The organism is uncultured Bacillus sp., assembly GCF_958411575.1.
Classification (GTDB): Bacteria; Bacillota; Bacilli; order Bacillales; family Bacillaceae; genus Bacillus; species Bacillus spizizenii.
Genome location: NZ_CATYRA010000001.1, coordinates 258,841 through 281,203 on the forward strand (window position 1 = coordinate 258,841; position 22,363 = coordinate 281,203).

Below are 22,363 nucleotides of genomic sequence, written 5' to 3' on the forward strand. Positions count from 1 at the left end.
CGACACATCCCATTTTTTATGTCCTTTTTTAGGAAAAACTTTTTCAGGCCGACGTGTTGCGATATAATAGAGAAATTGGATCTTTTTATTACGTGACTCGGTTAGGAGCGATAATCATGCTTCAGAATATGATTTCTAAAGACGATGTGCTGGCATCTGCTGAACAGTTGAAAGAACTCCTTCCTTACAATGAGGAAAATGTTCAGCTGATCAAAAAAGCCCTTATTTTATATCGGCAGGATTCAGTCTATCGTTTACAAGCAGTGAGTCCGACGGAAGTTACGGCTTACGTGCAGGATGTTGTGCCTGTGCGGGTCACATTGAACTTGTTTGTCATAGTCAAAAGCGGCTGTTCATGTCCGTCCGGAAGAATCTGCCGCCATATGCTGGCTGTTTTTTTATATGTATATGCAATGTTCGAGCGTGTGGGTACGTTTACAGAGTATTGGCTTGATAGGGAAAAGCTTGAGGAAAGCAAAGAGCTCGTCCGACGCCAGTTTCAGGAAAAGGTGCTGCCTAATGAAGAATCGCTTTCAAGCTGGCTCTCTTTTTTTGATTCAGAGTTCTCTCTCTGGCAGGCGCGGACGCCGGAAAGCAGCCAAAACATGCAGGGCCTCTATTACGGCTACCTGTCCGCATTAAAAAAGCATGCGCCGAACAAGCCGGAGCTGAAAAGCCTGTACCAGATTCATTCCGCGATTGCGGTTTGGCTTCGGATGTTCACATTAATTGAAGCGGGCAAGCTGAACCCCGAGCAAGACTTTTATTCCCTCAATCCGTATGTTGAACAGCTGATGGATACAATCTACAGCTCTATTGATAAATTAAAAACATACGCGCTGTCATTTGCGCTTGATCCGTTTTTGGAAAAAACACCGGAAGTTATCCGACATTTGCTGTTGAAAGAAGATATTTTTCAATATGAGCGCATCCGCATCTTCGGTGAAATTTGGAGCGCGCTGCTGTCGCGGCCAAAGTGGGTGGCGCGCGAACAGGAGATTTTAAAAAAAGAAGCCGGACGGCGTTTTTCTCCTGAATTGCAATTCGGGCGCCTTCACTTGGAATTCTTGCAGAAGAATGATGACGTTATTTTTGCGGAAGCTGATGAATTCCCGCCGGAAGCGCTGCCGTATACGTTTCAGTGGCTGAGTGAAATCACTGCCAAGAAGGATTGGAAACGGCTGAAAACATGGTACCAGCGGATTGAACCGATTGCGATGGGTTATACGAAACTGGATAAGCCGTTTAAAGAGATTCGCGACGTGATCAGCGAATTGTTTCTTCTGCTGAATGTCTATGTGAAGCAAACCAATGACCAAGCGCTGTTTGAACGCTATGCTGCAGGCTGTCTGCCGTTTACGTTCACAGAATACAGCCATCATTTATATGAGAAAAAACGATATGCCGAGTGGATCGAAATTCACAGCCTTGTCGGCTTTTCCATCTATGAAATGGATAAAATGATGCTGAAGGAAATTGCAGCGAGCGATCCGGAGGCGCTTATCCCGGCTTACCACAGAGAAGTGGCCTTTTTTATCGATCAGAAGAACCGCAGCTCGTACAAGGAAGCCGCCCGTTATTTGAAAAAACTGCGCACCCTGTACAGAAAAGCGAAGAAACTGAAGGTGTGGGAGCGGTATATTCAGCAGCTGAGCACGCATTACAAGCGCCTGCGCGCGCTTCAAGAAGAACTGCAGAAAGGAAAGTTGATTGATGGCGAGTCTTAAAGAAATTCTCATCCACGTAGAACAAATGGAAGATGGGTCATTTACGCTCTCAGCCTTTGATGAGAATGAGCAGCCCCTTCCCTACAGCCATATGAAAAGGCATTTGTTCCAATGGCATGAATCCTCATTTTACGGAACCTTTCTTGAGGATGTCAGCTTCATCGGGACAACCGCTGTTTTGCTTTCTCCATGGATGACTGTAGAGCTTCTCGGCAAAAACTCGTTCAACTCATTCAGCTCCGTGCAGCTTACAGAAGAAACGGAGCCGCTGATCGAGGCGGCATCGACCATCTATGAATTTATTGCAGACGGAGATTTTCTGCCTGACTATGAAGCATGGACAAACGGTGTTTTTCGCTGGAAGGACCGCGACAATATACTAGATGGCTTTACTGCGGATTGGTTTTCCGCTGCAGTGCAGGACTACATTCAATACGACGATGACCTGCGGGAGAAATGGGAACACATTAAGGAGAAATCGCCTGCGGTCACGACATTCCGCGGACATTTTCTCGATGAAGAGGATTTTCTTGAAGGGATCGGCTGGATTGACGATCTATCTCCATTTACAGTCGGCCTGCGCTTAAATGAGCCAGACTTTGACGGAGACGATTGGAAAATCGAGATGTTTTTACGCGATAAAAGGAGCGGCGCTGTTGAATTCTTTGACGGGCTAAAGAGCCTTAAGAAATCGTGGCAGGCGTACAGCGATAAAATTGCACGTGAGCAGGACCGCTTTCACAGAACGGTTCCGTGGCTGTCATTTGATTCCGGGACAACGCTGATTTCAGAGGAAGAAGCCTGGATCTTCCTGTCAGAAGCGAGTGAGACGCTTGTCGATATGGGCGTGGAAATTCTCCTCCCATCATGGTGGCAGATAGTCAGAGACAGTAACATGATGCTGAAGGCAAAGGTGTCGTCCGCCCCGCGCGGCGAATCATTTGTCGGCATGAATGCGCTGCTTGATTTCAACTGGCGGTTTGCAACAAATGGAATTGAGCTGACTGAGGCTGAATTTAATGAGCTTGTCGCCAGCAACAGACGCCTCGTTAATATACGCGGGCAATGGGTAAAAATCGATCCGCAGTTTATCAAACAAATGAAACGCCTGATGGAAAAAGCGGAATCGGAAGGACTCCACATGTCTGATATTCTGGCGCGCGAACTAATGGATCAGGGGGAAGGCGGGCTTGAGGATTCAGATCTGATTGATACATCCGCTTTTGCCGGCATTCAATTTGATCTGTCCAAACAGCTCAGGTCACTGATTCGGAAGCTTACGGCCGCGGAAAACCTGCCGGAGCACGAAGTCAGTCCTTCTTTCCAAGGAACTCTCCGCCCCTATCAGAAATACGGCATGAACTGGCTGCTGTTTCTCAGAGAAAGCGGTTTTGGCGCCTGTCTGGCTGACGATATGGGGCTTGGGAAAACGATTCAAATGATCGCCTATTTCCTACACGTGAAGGAAAGCGGCCGGCAAAAAACGCCGAATTTGATTATCGCGCCGACATCCGTACTCGGCAACTGGCAGCGGGAGCTTCAAACCTTTTCTCCTGACCTGTCTGTCGCGCTCCATTATGGGCCGCGCCGTCCAAAAGGTGATGATTTCGCCGCGCATTACGAAAACGCAGATGTGGTACTCACTTCATACGGATTGTCGCACGCCGATTCGGAAGAGCTGTCTTCTGTGACATGGAACACAATCTGCCTTGATGAAGCGCAAAATATCAAAAACGCGCATACGAAGCAATCACGTGCAATCAGAAAACTGAAAGGGCTTCACCATATCGCGCTAAGCGGCACGCCAATGGAAAATCGCTTAACTGAACTATGGTCCATTTTTGACTTCATGAATAAAGGCTACCTCGGCAGTCTGACGGGGTTCCATAAACGTTATGTGCTGCCGATTGAAAAAGACCGGGACGAAAAGAGAATCGGACAGCTACAGCAGTTAATCCGCCCATTCCTTCTCCGGCGGACGAAACGGGATGAGGAGGTAGCCCTTAATCTTCCCGAGAAGCTGGAAGAAAAAGAATTTATCCCGCTGTCAGCCGAACAGGCATCACTTTATGAGCAGCTTGTCAAAGACACATTTGACCATATGACGTCACTGACCGGCATGCAGCGAAAAGCGTTGATCCTCAGCATGCTCGGGCGTCTCAAGCAAATATGCGATCACCCCGCGCTCTATTTAAAAGAGGATCAAACCGAGCTGCTGGCCGGCAGATCAGTCAAGCTCGAAAAATTGCTGGAACTCATGACAGCGATACGCGCCCAAAACGAAAGCTGCCTCATTTTCACGCAATACATTCAGATGGGGAACATGATGAAAAGGCTGCTTGAAAAAACGTTCGGCGAACCTGTGCAATTTTTAAATGGGAGTCTCTCCAAGCAAGAGCGGGATACACTCGTTGAGAAATTTCAGAAGAAAGAATACCCGACACTCATTCTTTCACTCAAAGCTGGAGGCACCGGGCTTAATTTAACCGCAGCCAATCACGTCATCCATTATGACAGATGGTGGAACCCGGCGGTTGAAAATCAAGCGACTGACCGGGCATACCGCATAGGCCAGGAGCGCTTTGTCCACGTTCATAAAATGATTACGACGGGAACAATCGAAGAAAAAATTGATGTCATGCTCGAATCGAAGCAAACGCTGAACGACCAAATTATCCAAAGTGAGAACTGGATTACCGAGCTTTCCACACAGGAACTCGAAGAATTGTTTACATTAAGCGCCTCAGCACGATGATCATGACCATAAAAAAGCTGGCTCCTGAAAGAGCCAGCTTTTTTCCGTTCATAGCCGTCACGCCGAATTTCCAAAGAATCCGTTACGCCGGTTATCAACAGGATGCACTTTTGGTGCAGCATATAAACCTACAGCAAATTTTTAATCATATGTGCTACGCCGTGTTCGTCATTGGTCAAGGTGACGGCGTCTGCCATCGATTTGATATCTTCCCGGGCATTGCCCATCGCTACACCTTTTCCAGCCGCCTCTAGCATCGATTTGTCATTTAAGCTGTCACCGACAGCCGCGGTTTCTTCGATCGGGATATTCAGCCGTTCCGCAAGCCTCACCAGCGCCTGTCCCTTGGAAGCTTTGCGGGCAGAAAGCTCAAAGTTATGCTCAGCCGAACTGACAAGCGTCAAATCTTCAGCATGCGCATATCTTTTCCAGCCTGCCTCAAGCTTCTCTTTGAAGAAAGAAAAACCGAGAATATTGTAAAAGTCGATCTGCTGGTCAGACTCAAACAGCTCTTGAAACGAGCCAATGTAAACGAAGCCGGATTGGCTGTATTGCACCTCGGCTGCCTGCATGAGGACAGAAAGATCCGCTTTCGGATTCGCGCTTCTGAATCGGTCCAGCTCAACCTCAAGAAGCTCCCTGCCGTTTAGTGGCGTATATATGGCTGAACCTGTGAATACCTCGTAATAATAGTTTTCAGACTCAAGCCATGAGAGAATGTCATACGCCCGCTGTTTATCAATGGTTTCCTGATGATAAAGCCTGCCGTCAGGATCGTGAATGACGGCGCCGTTTGCGCTGATGACCCACGTTTTGATCCCGAGCGGCTTAAAGATCGACATGACGTCAAAATGAGCGCGCCCAGTTGACACCACCACTTCTATGCCATCCCGCTGCGCCTGCCGCAGCGCGTTTTCATTTTCCAAGCTTACCTGATGCTTGCTGTTGAGTAAGGTTCCATCTAAGTCAATCGCAATCAATTTCACGTTTGTCAGCCCTTTCCTTCATCCTGCTCTGTCACGAGAAGTTCCACACCATTGCGATCAAGCAAGTCACAAAACGCCTGATTCGGCAGCCTGTCTGTGATCAAGAGATCGATTTCACTCAGCTCCGCATACTGATAAAAACTGGTGCTCCCCAGCTTCGAATGATCTGCAAGCGCGATCACCTGCTTTGCCTGCTGAATCATTTTTCGCTTCACCATGCCATCCTCTTCATGCGCAATCGTAATGCCATGTTCGGAAATGCCGACCACACCGATCAGCGCTTTATCGACGTGGTAGCTTGAAAGCTTTTCAATCACAGAGGCGCCGTACAGAAAGCGGTGCTCCTTTTCCAGCTTGCCTCCGAGCAGATAGATTTCAATTCCCTCTTTATCGGACAGTACTTCCGCGAGATTAATCGAGTTGGTGATCACCGTACAATCATCCGCATTCAAATGCTTTGCACATGCCTGAACGGTTGTAGATGCGTCTAAAATCACCCGGTCACCATCATGAATGAGCGATGCGGCAAGCCTGCCGATCTTGTTTTTTTCCTCGGACACTGTTTTCAGGCGTCCGGAATAACTTTGGATTTTCTGATGAACAGTCGGCAAAATGGCACCGCCCCTTGTACGGATGATGGCATTCTGTTCCTCCAGCTTCACAAGATCCCGTCTCGCTGTATCCCTTGACACCTGAAGGAGCGTACAGATCTGCTCCGTTGTAATTCGGTTATGCTGTTTTAAAAAATCCAAAATCGCGACTAATCTTTCTTCTTGGTACACGCCCTCATTCCTTTTCTTATCAATCATCTTTAAGTAATTATAAGTTTTTATTCAATATCATTCAACATTATTAAGTGAATTTAAGCAAAAATGCATCATAAGAACCAATTTTTCCTAAATAAAACAAAAGAAAGAACCAGTCTGGTCGACTGGTCACTTTTGAGGGGATGATGCGGAGATCCGGAACATATGAATGGATAGAAAACGGGAGGATCAGGGGGATGTCAATCGGCAGCTTTTTCCCGGGGTTTAGGGTCCATAAAACGAACAGTGTCAGCCAACACTTCCGTTACATAGACGGGAACGCCTTCTGCGTTTTCATAGCTTCTTGTCTGAATCCGTCCGCTTACGCCGACGAGAGAACCTTTTTGGCAATATAACGCCGTGTTTTCAGCTGTTTTTCTCCAAAGTGTGCAATTGACGTAATCGGCCTCGATTTCACCTGAAGCATTTTTGAAGCTGCGGTTTACCGCGAGCGTAACGTGTGCGACTGCCGCACCGGCGGAAGTGTAGCGAAGCTCAGGATCTTTTGTAAGACGTCCGACAAGCATGACCTGATTGAACATGCGATTCCTCCTCTCCTTGAGGTTATATGTATTGTAGATGATGCAATGAGAAAAGAAAAACACGTAAAAGTGACTTTCAGCCTCTGTTTTTATCTTTCGTTTTCATTTTTCCTTCAGCTAAAAACATCTTTTGTTTTTTCCCTTTAAAGAAATATGTACTTTTTAAAAACCGGAAAAATATTTGCTTTGTCAGCCAATTTTGCGTATTCATACACACATAGGAAGAACCATCCCATGCAAACCACTGAAAGCTCAGCTTTTTTTCCGGCAGTGACACCTTAATTTTATACTGCTCCATGCCGTCTTGCGTTTCGTATAAAAAACTTATCCTTCCTTTTTTGTTCAGATGAACCTCAAACACTTCTTTACGGCTTAACATATATGTTGCTTCCTTTTGAATCAAACAGTCCTCAGAAGGAGTGCCGTCAATATAAATTTCTTTTAAACGAAATTGATTCATACCACATCTCTCCGTAATCTATAGTCAGTTACAGTATAATGAAAAAATAGAAATTATTAAATGTTTCACCAATACAAAATTCTTTAGCCCCAGCATTGCAGCATTTTTTCCTCTAAAACGTTTATGTTATAATGAAAGGCAAGAAATCTTTGGAAGTAATCGGGGTGAGAAAACAAATGAAAACCTTTAAACTGGTTGACTTGAATGTGGAACGAGTGGACAAGGAAGAAAAATCCATTGAACAGTTTCCCCTTATTGACGGACTGATTATAAATAAAGAAGACGGTGAAAATCACTGGCTGATTGAAGCGCTTGTAGCGAAAGAACACCTGTCTTTTTTTGAACAGCTTCAAAACAGCCAAACTGAAGCCAAAGTATTTGTAACGATCACGAAAAAAAGCAATCGCCCCGCCCAGCTGACAGCAGCAGTGAAACATATCGCCAAGCTGGAAGAAAGCATACAGGTTTTAATCTACGGACAAATGGTCACAAGAAAACAGCAAGGCACTGAGACCATTCTCGAATCCCTTGTAAAAGAGGGCTATACAGGAACACAACTCATTGAGGCATTTAGGCAAAAAATATAAAAATGAGGGGATATGTCCCCTGAAGCCGGTACAGAAGCGAAGAGCGGCACAATAGACATTTTGAATAAATATGTTCTACATTAAAAAAGCTGCCGTTTTAGAACGGCAGCTTTTATTTTCGTGCTTGCATATTTAATTTGTATGGCCAAAAGAATCAACCAATTCCCCTTTAACAACGAGGCGCCCTTCGGTTTCGACCGCCTTGTCGCATGTGATTAACGTAATCTCCTTTTCGTTTGTCTCCTCAATCACATCTGCATCCATTTCCGACATGATTTTTTTGGATGTCACAGAATAAATATAGTCTTTTTTAAAATCAGTGATGACAATTTGAGCACCTGTTTTTATGTTTTCAAGAGGTCCGAACAGAAGACTCTTTTGCTTTAAATGATGGCCAGCCAACGGATAATTCCCCTCGCCCATTTTCTGATCCGGGCGCATTGTTGCCGCCCCGATCAAAAGGTTTTCGTTGGTTGTGCCTTTTACGATCGGAAGCTCCAGGTTAACACTTTTAATCGTTATCCGCCCAATAACCGCTTTTTGATCGTGATCAAAGCCAGCCTTTATTGCTTCCATCAAATCAGGCGGTTCGATTGAATCAAATTCAAATTCCGCTTCTCTCTCATTATTTTTTTTCAGCTGCTCCACAGTTAAGGCCGACTTACTCTGGCTTTTACTAAGATAGGCTATGATTCCTCCTTTCAAATAAGGAGAACAGATAAGCAGCAGTCCTAAAAGAATGAACATCGTAATGATCATTTTCTTGTACATGCAAAAAAATTCCTTTCTTATGCTTCATTCTAAAATGAGCTGTATACTTTTAAAAAAGCACCTGATCAATTCTTCAATGATCAGGTGCTTTCATATTTATCCCTTTCTTTGCTTCTTTCTTGAGGCAACAGCTAAGCCTCCGCCTGCCATTAACAGCAGGATACCGATCATGACCGTTAATGTGCTGTCCGCATCTCCGGTTTTTGGAAGGGATTTGTCTGTTTTCGAATCACCATCTGTACCATTGGTTTTCGAATGATGTCCATCTCCATTCACATTTCCATCCGGTGTAGGTTTATCCGGTTTGTCAGGCGTTGGTGTTTTCACTTTTTGATTAGAAACAACGAGCTCAACAGCTTTTGGCTGTCCTTTTTCTATTGTGAATTCAATTGGTGTTTCATCCAGTTTGTAACCTTCTGGTGCCTTTGTTTCAATGAATTGATAGCTTCCCGGCGCAAGGCCTTTTACTGTGAACTGCCCCTTTTTATCCGTTTTCCAGAGTTCAGGCAGCTCTTTGCCATAGCCGTCAGTTTTTACAGGCTTGCCGCTTGCGTCCAATAACTTGAATTCAGCGCCCTCCAAAACTGTCGTTTTATCGTCTTGATCCACTTTCGTTACTTTCACGTCACCCGGTGCCAATATGTTTTCCGCGGTGATTTTGACTGGCTTCGTGTCAGTATTTGTGATCTTGAATGATATAGGTGTTTGATCCAAATGATAATCCTTAGGCGCTTTTGTTTCGACAAACTGATATTCGCCAGCTTTGAGGCCGTGAACCGTAATCTGTCCTTTTTCATCGGTAGTCAAGCCGGATTTCAGCACTTTTCCGTTGGCGTCTGTCAGATTGAACTCCGCGCCTTGCAGAACTTTATTTTTATCATGCTGATCCACTTTGGTGAGAACGACAAGGTTCTTCGTATTAACCGCTGTCACTTTCACTTGTTCAGGTTTGCCGCCATATTCAGCTTTAATGGTGAATGACACTGGTTTTTCGGATAAAAGATATCCATCTGGCGCCTGTTTTTCAACAAATTGATAGCTTCCCGGCGCTAACCCGTCAACTTCAATTTTGCCGTCTTCTTTTGAGACTAGATCATCTCTCACTGTTTCCCCATTGGTGTCAGTGATTTTGAATACTGCACCTGCTAAGCCTTTTCCATCTTGATCTTCTTTCGTCAGCTGAACCGATCCTAGATAGTTCACGACGATCCCGGCTTCAGCGGGTTCTGGCTTTCCTGCTGCAGATTCAGAAATGGTAAACTCTTTTTTCTCCGTGTTTAACACATAGCCAGATGGCGCTTTCGTTTCAACAAAGGCATAGCGTCCCGGTGCAAGGCCCGAAGCCTTAACTTTTCCGTCTTTATCCGAAGTCAGCTCTTCTTGAACCGTGTTTCCTTCCTGGTCGACAATGTTGAACACTGCACCTTCAAGTTTCTGGCCTTCAGTATTTTCCTTCGTCAACTCAACAGAGCCTTTGTAGTTGATAGCGATCCCGGCATCCGCTGGGTCCGGCTTTCCTGCTGCGGAATCAGAAATCGCAAACTCTATTTTCTCCGTGTTTAACACATAGCCGGATGGCGCTTTCGTTTCAACAAAAGCATAGTGTCCCGGTGCAAGGCCTGAAGCTGTGACTCTCCCGTTTTCATCTGAGGTCAGCCCTTCTTGAACCGTATTTCCTTCCTTGTCAATAATCCTAAAGACGGCTCCTTCAAGCTTCTGGCCATCGGCTTCTTCCTTCGTCAGCTCAACAGAGCCTTTATCGTTAACGGCAATTCCGGCATCTGCGGCTTCAGGCTTTCCTGCTGCAGATTCTGAGATGGTAAATTCTTTTTTCTTTGTGTTCAGCACATAGCCGGATGGCGCTTTTGTTTCCACAAAGGCGTAACGGCCCGGCGTAAGGCCCGAAGCTTCAACTTTTCCGTCTTTATCCGAAGTCAGCTTTTCTTTGACGATATTTCCATCTTGATCGACAATGTTGAATACTGCGCCTTCAAGTTTCTGGCCTTCAGCATTTTCCTTCGTTAGAGAGACCTTCCCTTGGTAATTGGTCATTGCCCCTAAATTGACATCAGATACTTGATTCTTTTCATTCTTTGCGATTGAAAAGTGAATCGCTTTTGTATTCACGATAAAGCCAGCTGGAGCTTGTGTTTCTGTCAAGCGGTAGTAGCCCGCCGGCAAACCGTTCATTTCTACTTTGCCGTTTTTATCGGATTTTATATCTGTTCGTATGAGAGTATAGGTGCCGTCATTTGATTTTTTCTCTAGCTTGAAAACAGCACCCGCCAAAGGATTGTTGTGTTCATCTTGTTTGATAAGCGTCACCTTGTTCTGTTGATTTACGACTTTGTACAGCGCTCCTGTCTTGGAGGAATTGCTGTCTATCTTGACAGAGACTCCTTTTGCATAAGCATGACTGATGGTATATCCGTCAGGCGCTTTTATCTCTTTTAATACGTAGGAACCGTAGCGAATATTTCCGAATGTAAGCTTCCCGCCGGAATCTGTCGTACCTGTACGCAGAAGTTGCTTGGCGTCTTCAGACCATAATTGAAAGTCTGCGCCTTCTAGAGCATTATTGTCCTCACCTGTTTTAAAGATCGTCAGGCTTCCTTTTTCACCGGATCCCGAACCGTCTCCGCTTGAAATGGCAACAAAGATCGAGCTGCTGGTTTCTTGAGTCTGCTCCTTCACATTTGTTCCCGAAATGGACACTTTATTTTTAACGTGGCCGCTCGTGCCGGCTATGTTAATCAGAGACCGGTATTTGATCACATAGGCACGGTCAATTTGCTTATAGCTGCCTATGAATTCCAGAACAAACGATTGTTCACCCGTTGTATTGTCGGTTTTAATGTTTAACGTATAATCTTTGTCCTTTTGGAGCTCGACATCACCCGCGATAAGATTTCCGCTGCTGTCTTTGACCACTCCGTTTTCATCATATTTTGCTTGATATACTTTAAAAGAATCTGCATCTAAAATTTGATTTTCATCCGGCGTGTCTGTGACTTTTACATCATCCAGCGTTGATTGGCTGGAGTTGACATTGATGCTCCAGTCGATGTAGCTTCCATTTTGTTTTCCGCCTTTGAAAATCAGGCTTCCTCCGTCCACAACGGAGACAGAGCCCGTCAAGGTGCGGTCTGCATAACCGTCATTATGGTAGGTCGCTTTGTTTGTGTACTTATTCTGATCAATGACCTTTCCTTTGAGCGATGTCTTAAACTCAATCAGGTATGGCACAGAATCGCCCGTTTTAAGGTGGACCGTCAGAGTGCGTTCATTTTTTTCTGAAGGCTCTTCGACCTCATACTTGGAAGGATCAAGGGCGTTTCCTTCTGTGATGGAGCCGTTTTTATTAATCGTATAGCTCTTTATCACAACGGAACCCGGCACAAATTGTTGAGGATCTGTTATGGCATCTTTGATATAAGGATTTTTTGTGGGTTCACCATTATAATTGACGCCGATTTTCCACGTGATTTCCTTTGAAACTGCGTTGTATGATCCATTTTTGAATCCATTGTTTGTAGTCTGATGATTCGGCGTAAAGCCGCTTGATACCTTATTCGTGCGCTCATTGCCGTATTGATCAGTCCATGTCGACTGAGCTGTATTCTTAACGCTTTCGTTAGAATAATCGGCATTGAATGTTGTCGTATACGTGATCTTAAATTGACTGTCTGTTTTCGCGTAATCCCCGATCAATGCCAAAGTAAAGCCTTTATGTTCGGGCTTTTTTGTCAACGTGTAGTCTTTGTCTTTCTGCAACGTTTTGTTGTTCGTTGTGTCTTGAATTTTGAACGAGTCATCAATCAGAACCAATCCGCCGCTTTCGAATTGATCATCCAACGTCCAATTGTTCATCTCATAGTTGTTTTTATTAACTGTAATCGTCCAATCAGCCGTCTTCTTCTCATAATCAACATTTGAATACCCTTTGATAAGGTTCTGTTGAATGGCTATTCCAGAAGCTTCTTTTGAATCCCCTGTTCCGGTCACCACGCTGTTGGTGTATGTTGTCGATTTATCAATGATCACTCCGCTGTTGACCTTTGTTTGATATGTGATTTTGTAAGCGCTAGTAATGTTTTTATTAAATTTGACTTCAAATCCGCTTCCATTATCGATCAGCGTATAGTCCTCGCCTTCCTTTAAAGGCGTTCCCGCTTGCTCGCTGCCGTTCTGTCCAAAGGTAATAGGAATAACCTTCAAAGAATCTTTCACAAGATGCAAATCGCCAGTTCCAAAAGAATCTTTAATGCTGGCCTTGGATTGGTCGATCTGTTTCTCACCGTAGTTGTAGGAAAGAGCCCAGCTGAATGTTTGAGATTCTCCATCATAGCCGGTCGATGATTTTGCGATCATTTTTCCATATTTGGCTGCAACAGTGGCTTCGGCAGAAATGGGTTCCAGGTTGTCTCCGCTGAATGCTGCCTTGTTCGTCAACGTCATATTTCCGCCCTCGCTCGGCTTTGCACTATTGTCAATGTCGGTTTCGTACACAAGGCGGTAGGCTGAATCAATTGTCCCGTTAAATGTGACATTTCCTTTTGAATCAACGCTATAGCCGGAAGAAACTTCATTTCCTCTGCTGACAGAACCATCAATGTTCACATTGAGTTCATACACTTTAACTGAACGATAGATTAAGCCGTCCGGGAGGCTTTCTGTGAGTTTAGCATTCTTGACTTGATCTAATTTTTTATTGACATCGACCGTCCATGTTACTTTACCGGGGTTGATGCCTTTATCCAGTGCACCTGATTTATCAATGGTTTTACTCACATTTGGTTTAAAATAAACCGTTGTTTCAGGAGTATCGGAATTCACAGGGAATGGAATCTTTTGTGTTGTCGATCCCGTTATTTTTTTCTCATTGAACTGCGTATTGATAACCAATGTGCCTTTGACATTAGAACTGTCTTTTACCTCTCCGTTAAATGTCATCACCACATGTCCGTTCGTATCAATAGAAAATGTCCCGAATGTGGTGTCTCCGGCGCTTAATGGCAGGTTCACAATGTCATTATGCATAATAAATTCTTTAGGCAAATCAAATTCATACGTATCACCGGCATTGATTGTTTTTCCTAAATCGTCAGGAATGGCCCAATCAATTGAAATTTTCACCGGAGAATTCGTATCGGCGCGATTGCCCTTGTCATATGGTTTTCCGTTTTCGTCCGTCAATGTCACGCCGGTTAAAATAGTTTGCGTGATTTGTTTTTCTTCAGTTTGCAAGCTTTTGAAAGCTGATTGACTTGAGGATGACACTTTATTTGAATCATCACTCTTAGAAGAATCGCCACCCTTAGTGTCAGCTGATGCCTGTTGTTCTTCCTCTTTTTGCTCCTTGCTGACTGAAGGTGCAGATTTGTCATCTGTCCCTTCCTGATCACCCGCAGTTTCAGAAGAGTCGTTTTTCGGCTCTTCCGTCTCGGCATCTGGTGTCTCATCTTTCTTAACAGGGATGATCACCTGCTGGGTTTTGCCTCCCCCTAGTTGAAAAAGGGCTGCTACTGTATGTTCATCGTCTTTTACATCTGCAGTAAACGTGGCTGACAGTGTAATGGCTCCCTTGGCTTCAGGAGAATCCGCGGATGCAGTTGTTAATTTTACCGTCATGGTGTTGTCGCCCGCCGGCACTTGATAGCTGCCGATGACCTGGTCAGCAGATTTGATCTCACCTGCTGCACCTTTATCAAAGGTAAAGTTTTTAGGTATCTCCACATTGATATCCTGTTCGCTTTCTGTGTCTTTATCTTTTTTTAATGACCATTCATATGTCAGTGTCACTTCATCCCCCGGCTTTAATGCCGGTTCGTTTCCTTTTGCCCCGTCAACAACCTGGTCGTTGCCCTCCTTGATCGTCACCGAATCGAAAAATTGGCTATCACTTGACGTTACGTCCACAGCCTGTGCTGTAAGAGTATAGCTGGCGATCTGGCTGAAGAAGAAAAAGATGGCCAGGCTTATGATCATAACGATCCGCCCGCTTTTTTTCAGTCCTAAGGGAAAACTCCTCGTTCTCAACTTTTCATTCCTCCCTTTCATATCTATTTTTCACTTGCCGATTGATCCATGAGACCATAAAGTCATGTCTCATCCCCCAAAAATAACTGCTAATGCCGAATGAGTTTAAAAACTAAGATTTGCCACCCGAACCAAACTACATTGTATGAAATAAAACTATACAAATTCTGTACAACTAAAAACGGAATGAATTGGAGATTTGAAGTTTCAAGCGGAGACATATGGCGAGAGCCTTCCCTTTAGGTGACTTGTACAAAAAAAACCAGTGTGCATCGATAGGCAATCGACACACACTGGTTTAGAGAAGTTTTTTTGCTTCTTCAATTAATTTGATCTTTCATTTGTTTGTAACGCTGATATTCTTTTATCGCCTCTTCTACCCTCCCGTTTTTGTTGAATAGCTGCAGCTTATATTGCATAATTTTATGATCGCAAGGCTCAATTTTCTCGGCCTGCAGGCAAATATCCATTGCTTGATGATCGTTCATTTCACGAATGAGGAAATCGATCAGTTCATAAGCCTTTCCAAGCCAAAGCTGGGCGAGACGCGTCTTTTCCGGTTCTGCCCACAAATAGCCGTGCTCTAACAGGTAATGATTTTGATAGGCCATGAAAATTTCCATGTGCAGATGTAATGTAGCTGTAATGAGCGGAGGAGCTTCTTTTAGTGACTTTTCCCATTCAGCAACATCAATTTTTGCATCTGAAAGCCGAAGAATATATCCTGTATCGGTCTTCTCGATTGTTTGGCTGAAAGGGATCTGGCTGAGTAATTTCCGTATCTGATAAATGGTTGAGTAGAGCTGGGTGCTTGCTTTTGTCACATCATAATCGCTCCAAAAAAGATCGATTAGCATGTCTTTACTGACTACGCGGCCTAGGTTGTGAAGTAAAAATAAGTAGATTTCGCGTGCTTTCGACGTTCTCCACTTGACTGGAATGTTTGTTTTGACACCCTTTAAGGTTTGATAAAACTGCAGGTTTCCAAAACATTGGATGGAAAAATGCGCCTCAGTATTTTCTGCAGATGCTCTGAGCATATGATTCGTTCTAATTCGTTCAACAGTTGTCTCTAGCCGCTTATAATTTACAGGCTTCAGCAAATAATCAATGGCATTCAGCTCAAACGCTTTGATAGCGAACTCATTATAGGCCGTGATGAAAACGACTTGGATGTTTTCATTCATTGATTGAATCGCTTCAGCAAGCTCAATGCCGTTAACTCCCGGCATTTCAATATCAAGAAACACTGCATCTACAGCAGAAATCTCTGGATGCTCCAGAACTTCAATCGGATCTTGATACGCCATAATAGATTGAAATGCGTTTGTCCGTTCAAGCATATTTTTTAAGTGAAGCAATGCCAGGTGCTCATCATCAACAATTAACGCTTTCACAAAACATCACACCCTATATGTAAAATCGAGATATCAGTAAATATCTTCTATTATATCATGCCAAATTGTCCCTTTATCTGGATTCTTTTTCTTTCTATCTATGAAAGTTTACACTTACAATATTTATAAAAATAGGAATTTAAAATGATCCTATAGGATAAAGGAGCACTGATATGAAAGAAAAAATCATTTTCATTTCGATTATTTTCGGTTATGCCGCATTCTTTATGGCTTTTATAGCCATTGACCATTTTTCTGGTTCAACACTTCCTGCTGCAAAGCATGGGATCATGGACTTGGAAAACTGGGATTTTCAGAAGGATGGAAATGTACAGCTGAATGGAAAGTGGACATTATATCCCAATCAGCTGCTGTCGCCAAAAGAGATCGTTTCAGCAAAAGGAAAAGATCCCCTCTTCGTTGATGTCCCCAGCAATGTGAAGCTGGCCAAGCAGGGTATTAACGTAGAGTACGGAACGTACAAGCTGACGATCAGATCAAAGCAAGACAATCAGGTTTTCGGGATCAGCACGTCGTTTATTTACAGTGCAAATCGCATCTATTTTAATGGCCAATTAATAGGACAAAGCGGAAGCCCTTCAAATAAACCTGATTTTATAGCGCAAAACAGACCATATACGAGCTTTTTTACGCTTCACAAGGGTGACAATGAACTTGTGGTACAATTTTCAAACTTCGGAAAAACGCCGGGGTGGGGAATCGCAAAGCCGATTACTTTTGGAACGCAGGATAACATATTGCGAGAGAACAAAATTTCCTTTCTTAATGATTCAATCATGATTACGGCTTTTTTCATTACCGGATTATATTTTCTGGGCTTTTTCCTGCAAAGAAAAAAAGATAAACATTTGTTGTTTTTTTCTGTTATGTGTCTTCTGTTTTCGTTCATTATTCTGATGATCGGAAAAGAGCGGATTATATTTCTTCTCAACCCGTCAATTTCATTTTCAATGCTAAATTCAATGAGGGCAATCTCTACAGTGTTTGTCAGCATTGCGGTTTTTCTCTATCTCTATTTTGCTTACCGGAAGATTGTTTCAAAACGTTTTATTCTTATAGCCACTGTTTCTTCCGGGCTGGTCTTGATCACAGATTTTTTAACCGTGGGTTTTATCGGCCATGCCTCATACATATTACATTCTGTGCTAGCCGTTTCGACCCTGGTTTATATCACATATATTTTCACAATTGCCGCGATCCGCAAAATGGAAGGAAGCCTGTATCTTACCATCGCTTCTATTTCAATGAGTGCTTTTGTTATTTTAACGACCATATCAGCTTACAGTGGGAAGTCGGCTTTTTCATTTAATTCGATTTACTCATTGCCAACAGTCATCGCTTTGCTGGCAATCGTTCTTCTGATGGCACAGCAATTCGCCGGCGCTTTCCGCGAAAATGAGGTCTTGACGCGGAAATTGCTCAATATTGATAGGCTAAAGGACGAGTTCATTGCCAAAACGTCGCATGAATTTAAAACGCCGCTGAACAGTATTATTAATATATGCCAGACCCTGCTGGCCGGAAGAAGAAAAAGAACGATAGAAGAAGAGAAAGATAATATGCAGCTTGTCATCCGCATGGGCTACAGGCTGTCCAATCTGGTGAATGACATCCTGGATTTAGAAAAAATAAAACAAGGCATGCTTCAGATTCACCCAGTTCCTGTTGATATTTACACTTTAATCAGTTCGGAAATGAATTTCTATCATCTTTTGTCCAGGCATAAAAACTTGAACATTATGAACCATATTCCATCCGGCCTTCCTTTGGTGCTTGCAGATGAAAACCGCTTTCGGCAAATTGTAACCAATCTAGTAGACAATGCAATCAAGTATACAGCGGAGGGCCAAATCACACTTTCTGCTTCAAAACTGAACGATAACATGATCAAGGTGACAGTAACGGATACCGGTAGCGGCATTTCCGAAGCTGATCGCCAAACCATCTTCGAGTCTTTTCAGCAAGCCGAAACGAATAAAGACGACGGAGCCGGTCTTGGCCTAAGCATTGTCAAACAGCTGGTTGAGCTCCAAAACGGTGAAATTTGGGTTGAATCGGAAGAGGGAAAAGGTTCGGCATTCCATTTCACATTGCCAATTGCTCAAAATGAAGCTGTACCTGAAACAAAGAAGGGTCATCCTGATTTACAATCCGGGGTGAATTTTTCAGATATCTCTTTGAGCACGCCTTATTACTCTGAGAAAATTGACGCTCCAACCATTCTGATTGTCGATGATAACATTGACAGTTTAAAAATTTTAGGCGATATGCTTGAAGGTGTACCCTACAATGTAATTGCTGCAAAAAACGGAAAGGAAGCACTAGAAGTCATCTCTTGCACGAAGCTTGATTTGGTTATTTTGGACTTGATGATGCCGGATATGACTGGTTTCGAAGTCTGTACGAAAATTCGCGAACGATTCAGCATGGTTGATCTCCCCGTTCTGATGATTACAGCAGCCATTATCGGCCATGACAAATACAAGGCTTTTCATGCCGGAGCGAATGACATTTTGCAAAAACCTTATCATTACTCTGAATTTATGGCCCGTATGAAAAACTTGATTATGATGAAGCATACAGCAAATCAAGCCACAAGAATGGAAATGGCATTTTTACAATCGCAAATCAAACCTCATTTTCTTTATAATGTCTTAAACACGATTATTTCTCTCACTCATTTGGATATTGAAAAGGCGCGAGAGGTAACAGAGGAATTTACCAACTATTTAAGAATGAGTTTTGATTTCCAAAATACATCTGCCATCAGTTCATTCAAACATGAGCTTTCTATTATCAGTTCCTATCTTTCCATAGAAAAGACACGCTTCGGCGATCGGCTGGACATCCTTTTTGATATAGAAGAAGACATTGACTTTATCCTTCCGCCTTTAATGATTCAGCCTTTGGTGGAAAATGCCGTTCTTCACGGCGTCAGCAAGAAAAGAGGCGGAGGATGGATCAAGCTGACAGCTAAAAAACAAAGCGAGAATGGGTATTACATCAAAGTAGAAGATAACGGTGCCGGCATAGCTCCGGAAAAACGAAAAGATCTCTTATCTGCGGATTTCGATCGCAGCGTCGGATTGAAAAATATCAACCAGCGGCTGAAACATTTTTGCGGAAGCGAATTGAAGATCAGCAGCACTCCGGATGCCGGCACCTCTGTTTCAATGCTCATTCATCTCGCTGAAATAACGGAAAGCCCCACAGCATTAAGTGAAAGGAATTGAAAATAAAAAAAGACCGCCGTTTCAAAACGGCAGTCTTTTTTATTCCGGCGACTTTGTCTGCTGCTTCAGCAGATCTCTGATTTCCTTCAGCAGCTCCTCTTGCGCATCCGACGCTTCCTCCGCCGTCTCTTCTTCTGCTTCTTTTTTGCGTCTCAACCCATTCAAAGTCCGAATCACAATAAATATGGAGAACGATATGATTAAGAAGTTCACAATTGTCTGTATAAAGCTGCCGTACTTCACAACAGCATCGCCAAACGTAAACGATAAACCTGAAAAATCAAGCCCTCCTAGCAGCAAGCCCACCAAAGGCATGATGATATCATTGACTAGAGATGTGACGATCTTCCCGAACGCGCCGCCTATTACAACACCAATCGCGAGGTCAATGATGTTCCCGCGCATGGCAAAAGCCTTAAATTCATTCCACATACAATCACCTGCTTTTCTCATGTTTTTAAAGAAAAAAAGACAAATGTGCCGCTGCCCATCTGCCTTTTTTTTCATTTATTCTCCGAGGGCAAAAGTCAGTTCGACTTCGCAAACGACTTCCCCATCAACTGTGGCAACGCCTTTTCCGCGTCCGATTGTGCCGCGCGCACGAATGATTTCAACCTCAAGGTGAAGCTGATCACCAGGCTTGACTTGTTTTTTAAACCGGCAATTATCAATACCCGCAAAGAACGCCAGTCTGCCGCGATTTTCTTCTTTAATCAGCATCGCAACAGCTCCGACTTGAGCAAGCGCTTCTACAATTAATACGCCGGGCATTACCGGATACTGAGGAAAATGCCCGTTAAAGAACTCTTCATTTGCGGTTACATTTTTATAGCCTTTTGCCCGTTTGCCCTCTTCAACTTCCGTAATCCGGTCTACAAGCAAAAACGGATAACGGTGAGGAATAATTTCTTTAATTTGCTGAGTATCAAGCATTCTCTTGACATCTCCTTCATCTGCATTAGTATGTATAGCAATCATTAAAGATCCAATCTGTACATTTGAAAAGTATATTATGAATTAATCTCTTTTTCAACTGCGCTAAAATGTAACCTACTGTCAATGAGAGCCGTCAAAACTTATGATATGATAATTATAGATTTTACCAATAGCAAAGAGGTAGGAAAATGATTTCGAAGTTTATTGAAAAAAGGATGCAAAACATGTTAGACGAGTGGTATTCCGCAATAAGCAAACGCAAAATGAATCACGTTTGCACACTGAAAGAGAAAATTGACCAGCACCTTCCGAAGATCAAAAAGAACACAAAACTTTGGATGCGTTATCAATTGTTTCAGGCCCGGCATCAGCTGCTTTTTGAAAACCAGAACGGACTTGATTCATTATTCGATGATCTATACGGCCTGGAAGACAAAATGGATGATGAATTGAAATATTATCTGTATTTTTTCTCAGGATTATATGAAATGGTAAAAACAGCTCCGAAACATGCAGTGAATCATTTTAAAAAAGCTGAACAGTACCTGGCCGCCATTCAAAACACGTTTGAAGCCGCTGATTTATATTATCAAACCGCCGGCGCCTATTACTTGATGAAATCACCGCCGCTTTCCATCCAATACGTCAAAAAAGCATTACACATTTATTTACACCAATTCGGCTATATCAAAAAGGTGATCACCTGCAAGCTTTTGCTCGCCGTTAATTATATTGATCAAGAACGCTATGAAAAAGCTGAACAGCTTTTTAAAGAAATCATTAGGAAAACCCAGCAATTACATGACGATAACCTGCTATGCCACGCTTATTATAACCTTGGCTTTTTAAAAGCAACCGAAAAAAAAGACCAGGAAGCGCTTCTTTACTTTAAAAAAGTATTAAGGAATCAAGAATTTGAAACGAATTCGCCCGTCTCGTATCTGCACTGTGTGTACGAATCTGTCAGAGCGCTTTTTAAAACAGGAAAGGTCACAGAAGCGAAAGCCGTCCTGCAAAAAGGGAAAGAATTATCTGAAAAGGTAGACATTCAAACCATTTATCTAAAATTAAAAACGCTTGAAGCGCTCTACACATCAGTTGAAGACCCCTATGATCAGCTGCTCGAATATGTGCTTGAATTAGAAAAAATTGAAGCGTGGGTGGATTTAGAGGTGCTTTTAGAAGATATCACGGAATACTACAAAAAAAAGGACGATTTCGAAAAAGCCGCTTTTTTTATCATGCGCGGCTGATTGAAAACGCCCATTTCTTATTATCTGACTGAATTGATTAAACCGAGCATTTGATCTCCCATTGTAATCGTTCTGCTGTTCAGCTGATATGAACGTTGGGATGTGATCAAATCTGTCATTTGTTCTGAAATATCGACATTGGACATCTCAAGCGAACCCTGCTCTATGCCGATGTTTTGTCTATTAGCGCCATTCAGCTGTTCAAAAGCTGCCGCATTATCAATAGAGAACAGGTTATTTCCTTCCGATTTCAGCTCTTGAGGGTTATTCACTTGGACAACTCCGAGATTAAACCGCTGGACTGCGCTTCCGTCAGATGCGGTTAACGTGCCGTTTTTATTGATGGTGATATTCTTCATTGAGCTGTCGATGTTCACTGTATTGCCGTTTTCATCAAGCACCGGATTTCCATTTCCAGTAACGAGCTGAAGCTGGTTGGCATTCGCAACTGAAGGCGTGAGATACAGCGCTCCGTCCCTCGTGTACTGGCGGTTTCCATTCACGTTAACCTGAAGATATTGGTATGGAGACGTAAACGCGATATCCAGATCGCGATCCGTCTTCTGAATGCTTCCTTGATCAGATACAAGGCGTGAATTCATCATCGCTCCGACGCCAAGGCGCAAGCCGGGCGGCGTTTTTCGGGCTTTTGCCACTTCCTCATTTTTTTCATCAACCTGATCGAATTGCTGTCTGACTAGCTCAGAAAAATTCGTATCTTTTGCCTTATAGCCGGTTGTGTTGCTGTTTGAAAGGTTGCTGCTGATTGTGTCAATCTGCTGCTGCAGCTGGTTTAAGGTTGTTGATGCCGTTAGCATTGACCTGAGCATAGTTGATGTCCCCCGTTTTT

General features: G+C 43.4%; 15 protein-coding genes and 1 pseudogene. 6 read left to right on the plus strand and 10 right to left on the minus strand.

The features are described 5' to 3' along the window. The first annotated feature begins 116 nt into the window (after positions 1-116). A complete protein-coding gene (locus Q5C82_RS01245) occupies positions 117-1,727 on the plus strand; it encodes an SWIM zinc finger family protein (protein ID WP_003221771.1) in 1,611 nt (536 codons plus the stop codon). Then, complete coding sequence (locus Q5C82_RS01250; RefSeq protein WP_003221774.1) at positions 1,714-4,482, plus strand: DEAD/DEAH box helicase; 2,769 nt, start codon at positions 1,714-1,716, stop codon at positions 4,480-4,482. Before Q5C82_RS01245 ends, Q5C82_RS01250 begins: the two co-directional genes overlap by 14 nt. Positions 4,483-4,610: 128 nt before the next feature. On the opposite strand, the gene Q5C82_RS01255 is transcribed toward Q5C82_RS01250, so the two are convergent. The 4 genes from Q5C82_RS01255 to ywpG all read right to left on the minus strand — a co-directional run bounded on the left by Q5C82_RS01255 (position 4,611) and on the right by ywpG (position 7,276). Then, positions 4,611-5,468 carry a Cof-type HAD-IIB family hydrolase gene (locus tag Q5C82_RS01255; protein ID WP_003221776.1) on the minus strand — a complete coding sequence of 286 codons (858 nt, stop codon included), beginning with the start codon at positions 5,466-5,468 and terminating at the stop codon, positions 4,611-4,613. 5 nt (positions 5,469-5,473) lie between these two features. After that, positions 5,474-6,250, minus strand: a complete 777-nt coding sequence (gene glcR / locus Q5C82_RS01260; protein WP_003221778.1) for a transcriptional regulator GlcR — start codon at positions 6,248-6,250, stop codon at positions 5,474-5,476. Between the two features lie 224 nt (positions 6,251-6,474). Then, on the minus strand, positions 6,475-6,816 hold the full coding sequence (gene ssbB, locus Q5C82_RS01265) for a single-stranded DNA-binding protein SsbB (RefSeq protein WP_003221780.1): 342 nt from the start codon (positions 6,814-6,816) through the stop codon (positions 6,475-6,477). 76 nt (positions 6,817-6,892) lie between these two features. Beyond that, the gene (gene ywpG / locus Q5C82_RS01270; RefSeq protein WP_003221783.1) at positions 6,893-7,276 is read right to left on the minus strand and encodes a DynA interaction protein YwpG; all 384 of its coding nucleotides are present in this window, start codon (positions 7,274-7,276) and stop codon (positions 6,893-6,895) included. A gap of 176 nt (positions 7,277-7,452) precedes the next feature. Between ywpG and Q5C82_RS01275 the strand changes: the two genes are divergently transcribed. Next, positions 7,453-7,863, plus strand: coding sequence for a YwpF-like family protein (locus Q5C82_RS01275; protein ID WP_003221785.1), 411 nt, complete (start codon positions 7,453-7,455; stop codon positions 7,861-7,863). 132 nt (positions 7,864-7,995) lie between these two features. Here the strand turns inward: Q5C82_RS01275 and Q5C82_RS01280 are convergent, their stop codons facing one another. From Q5C82_RS01280 to Q5C82_RS01290, 3 genes are all read right to left on the minus strand, one after another. Continuing rightward, complete coding sequence (locus Q5C82_RS01280) at positions 7,996-8,634, minus strand: class A sortase (protein ID WP_003221786.1); 639 nt, start codon at positions 8,632-8,634, stop codon at positions 7,996-7,998. 96 nt (positions 8,635-8,730) lie between these two features. Then, positions 8,731-14,673 (minus strand): SpaA isopeptide-forming pilin-related protein, encoded by a 5,943-nt coding sequence (locus Q5C82_RS01285; RefSeq protein ID WP_003221788.1) that lies wholly within the window; start codon positions 14,671-14,673, stop codon positions 8,731-8,733. A 320-nt stretch (positions 14,674-14,993) separates the two neighbouring features. Then, positions 14,994-16,070 carry a response regulator gene (locus Q5C82_RS01290; RefSeq protein ID WP_003221789.1) on the minus strand — a complete coding sequence of 359 codons (1,077 nt, stop codon included), beginning with the start codon at positions 16,068-16,070 and terminating at the stop codon, positions 14,994-14,996. 797 nt (positions 16,071-16,867) lie between these two features. Between Q5C82_RS01290 and Q5C82_RS01295 the strand changes: the two are divergent. Both Q5C82_RS01295 and Q5C82_RS01300 read left to right on the plus strand, forming a co-directional pair. Continuing rightward, a pseudogene (locus tag Q5C82_RS01295) lies at positions 16,868-18,181 on the plus strand (ATP-binding protein); the annotation flags it as partial. A gap of 177 nt (positions 18,182-18,358) precedes the next feature. Further along, positions 18,359-19,324 (plus strand): histidine kinase, encoded by a 966-nt coding sequence (locus Q5C82_RS01300; protein WP_230939514.1) that lies wholly within the window; start codon positions 18,359-18,361, stop codon positions 19,322-19,324. 39 nt (positions 19,325-19,363) lie between these two features. On the opposite strand, the gene mscL is transcribed toward Q5C82_RS01300, so the two are convergent. Continuing rightward, positions 19,364-19,756 (minus strand): large conductance mechanosensitive channel protein MscL, encoded by a 393-nt coding sequence (gene mscL / locus Q5C82_RS01305; protein ID WP_032727384.1) that lies wholly within the window; start codon positions 19,754-19,756, stop codon positions 19,364-19,366. 75 nt (positions 19,757-19,831) lie between these two features. Further along, positions 19,832-20,257 carry a 3-hydroxyacyl-ACP dehydratase FabZ gene (gene fabZ, locus Q5C82_RS01310; protein ID WP_003221796.1) on the minus strand — a complete coding sequence of 142 codons (426 nt, stop codon included), beginning with the start codon at positions 20,255-20,257 and terminating at the stop codon, positions 19,832-19,834. A gap of 191 nt (positions 20,258-20,448) precedes the next feature. Between fabZ and rapD the strand changes: the two genes are divergently transcribed. Continuing rightward, a complete protein-coding gene (gene rapD / locus Q5C82_RS01315) occupies positions 20,449-21,513 on the plus strand; it encodes an aspartate phosphatase RapD (RefSeq protein ID WP_013308065.1) in 1,065 nt (354 codons plus the stop codon). 20 nt (positions 21,514-21,533) lie between these two features. Here the strand turns inward: rapD and flhP are convergent, their stop codons facing one another. Further along, complete coding sequence (gene flhP / locus Q5C82_RS01320) at positions 21,534-22,343, minus strand: flagellar hook-basal body complex protein FlhP (protein ID WP_003221799.1); 810 nt, start codon at positions 22,341-22,343, stop codon at positions 21,534-21,536. Positions 22,344-22,363: the final 20 nt, after the last annotated feature.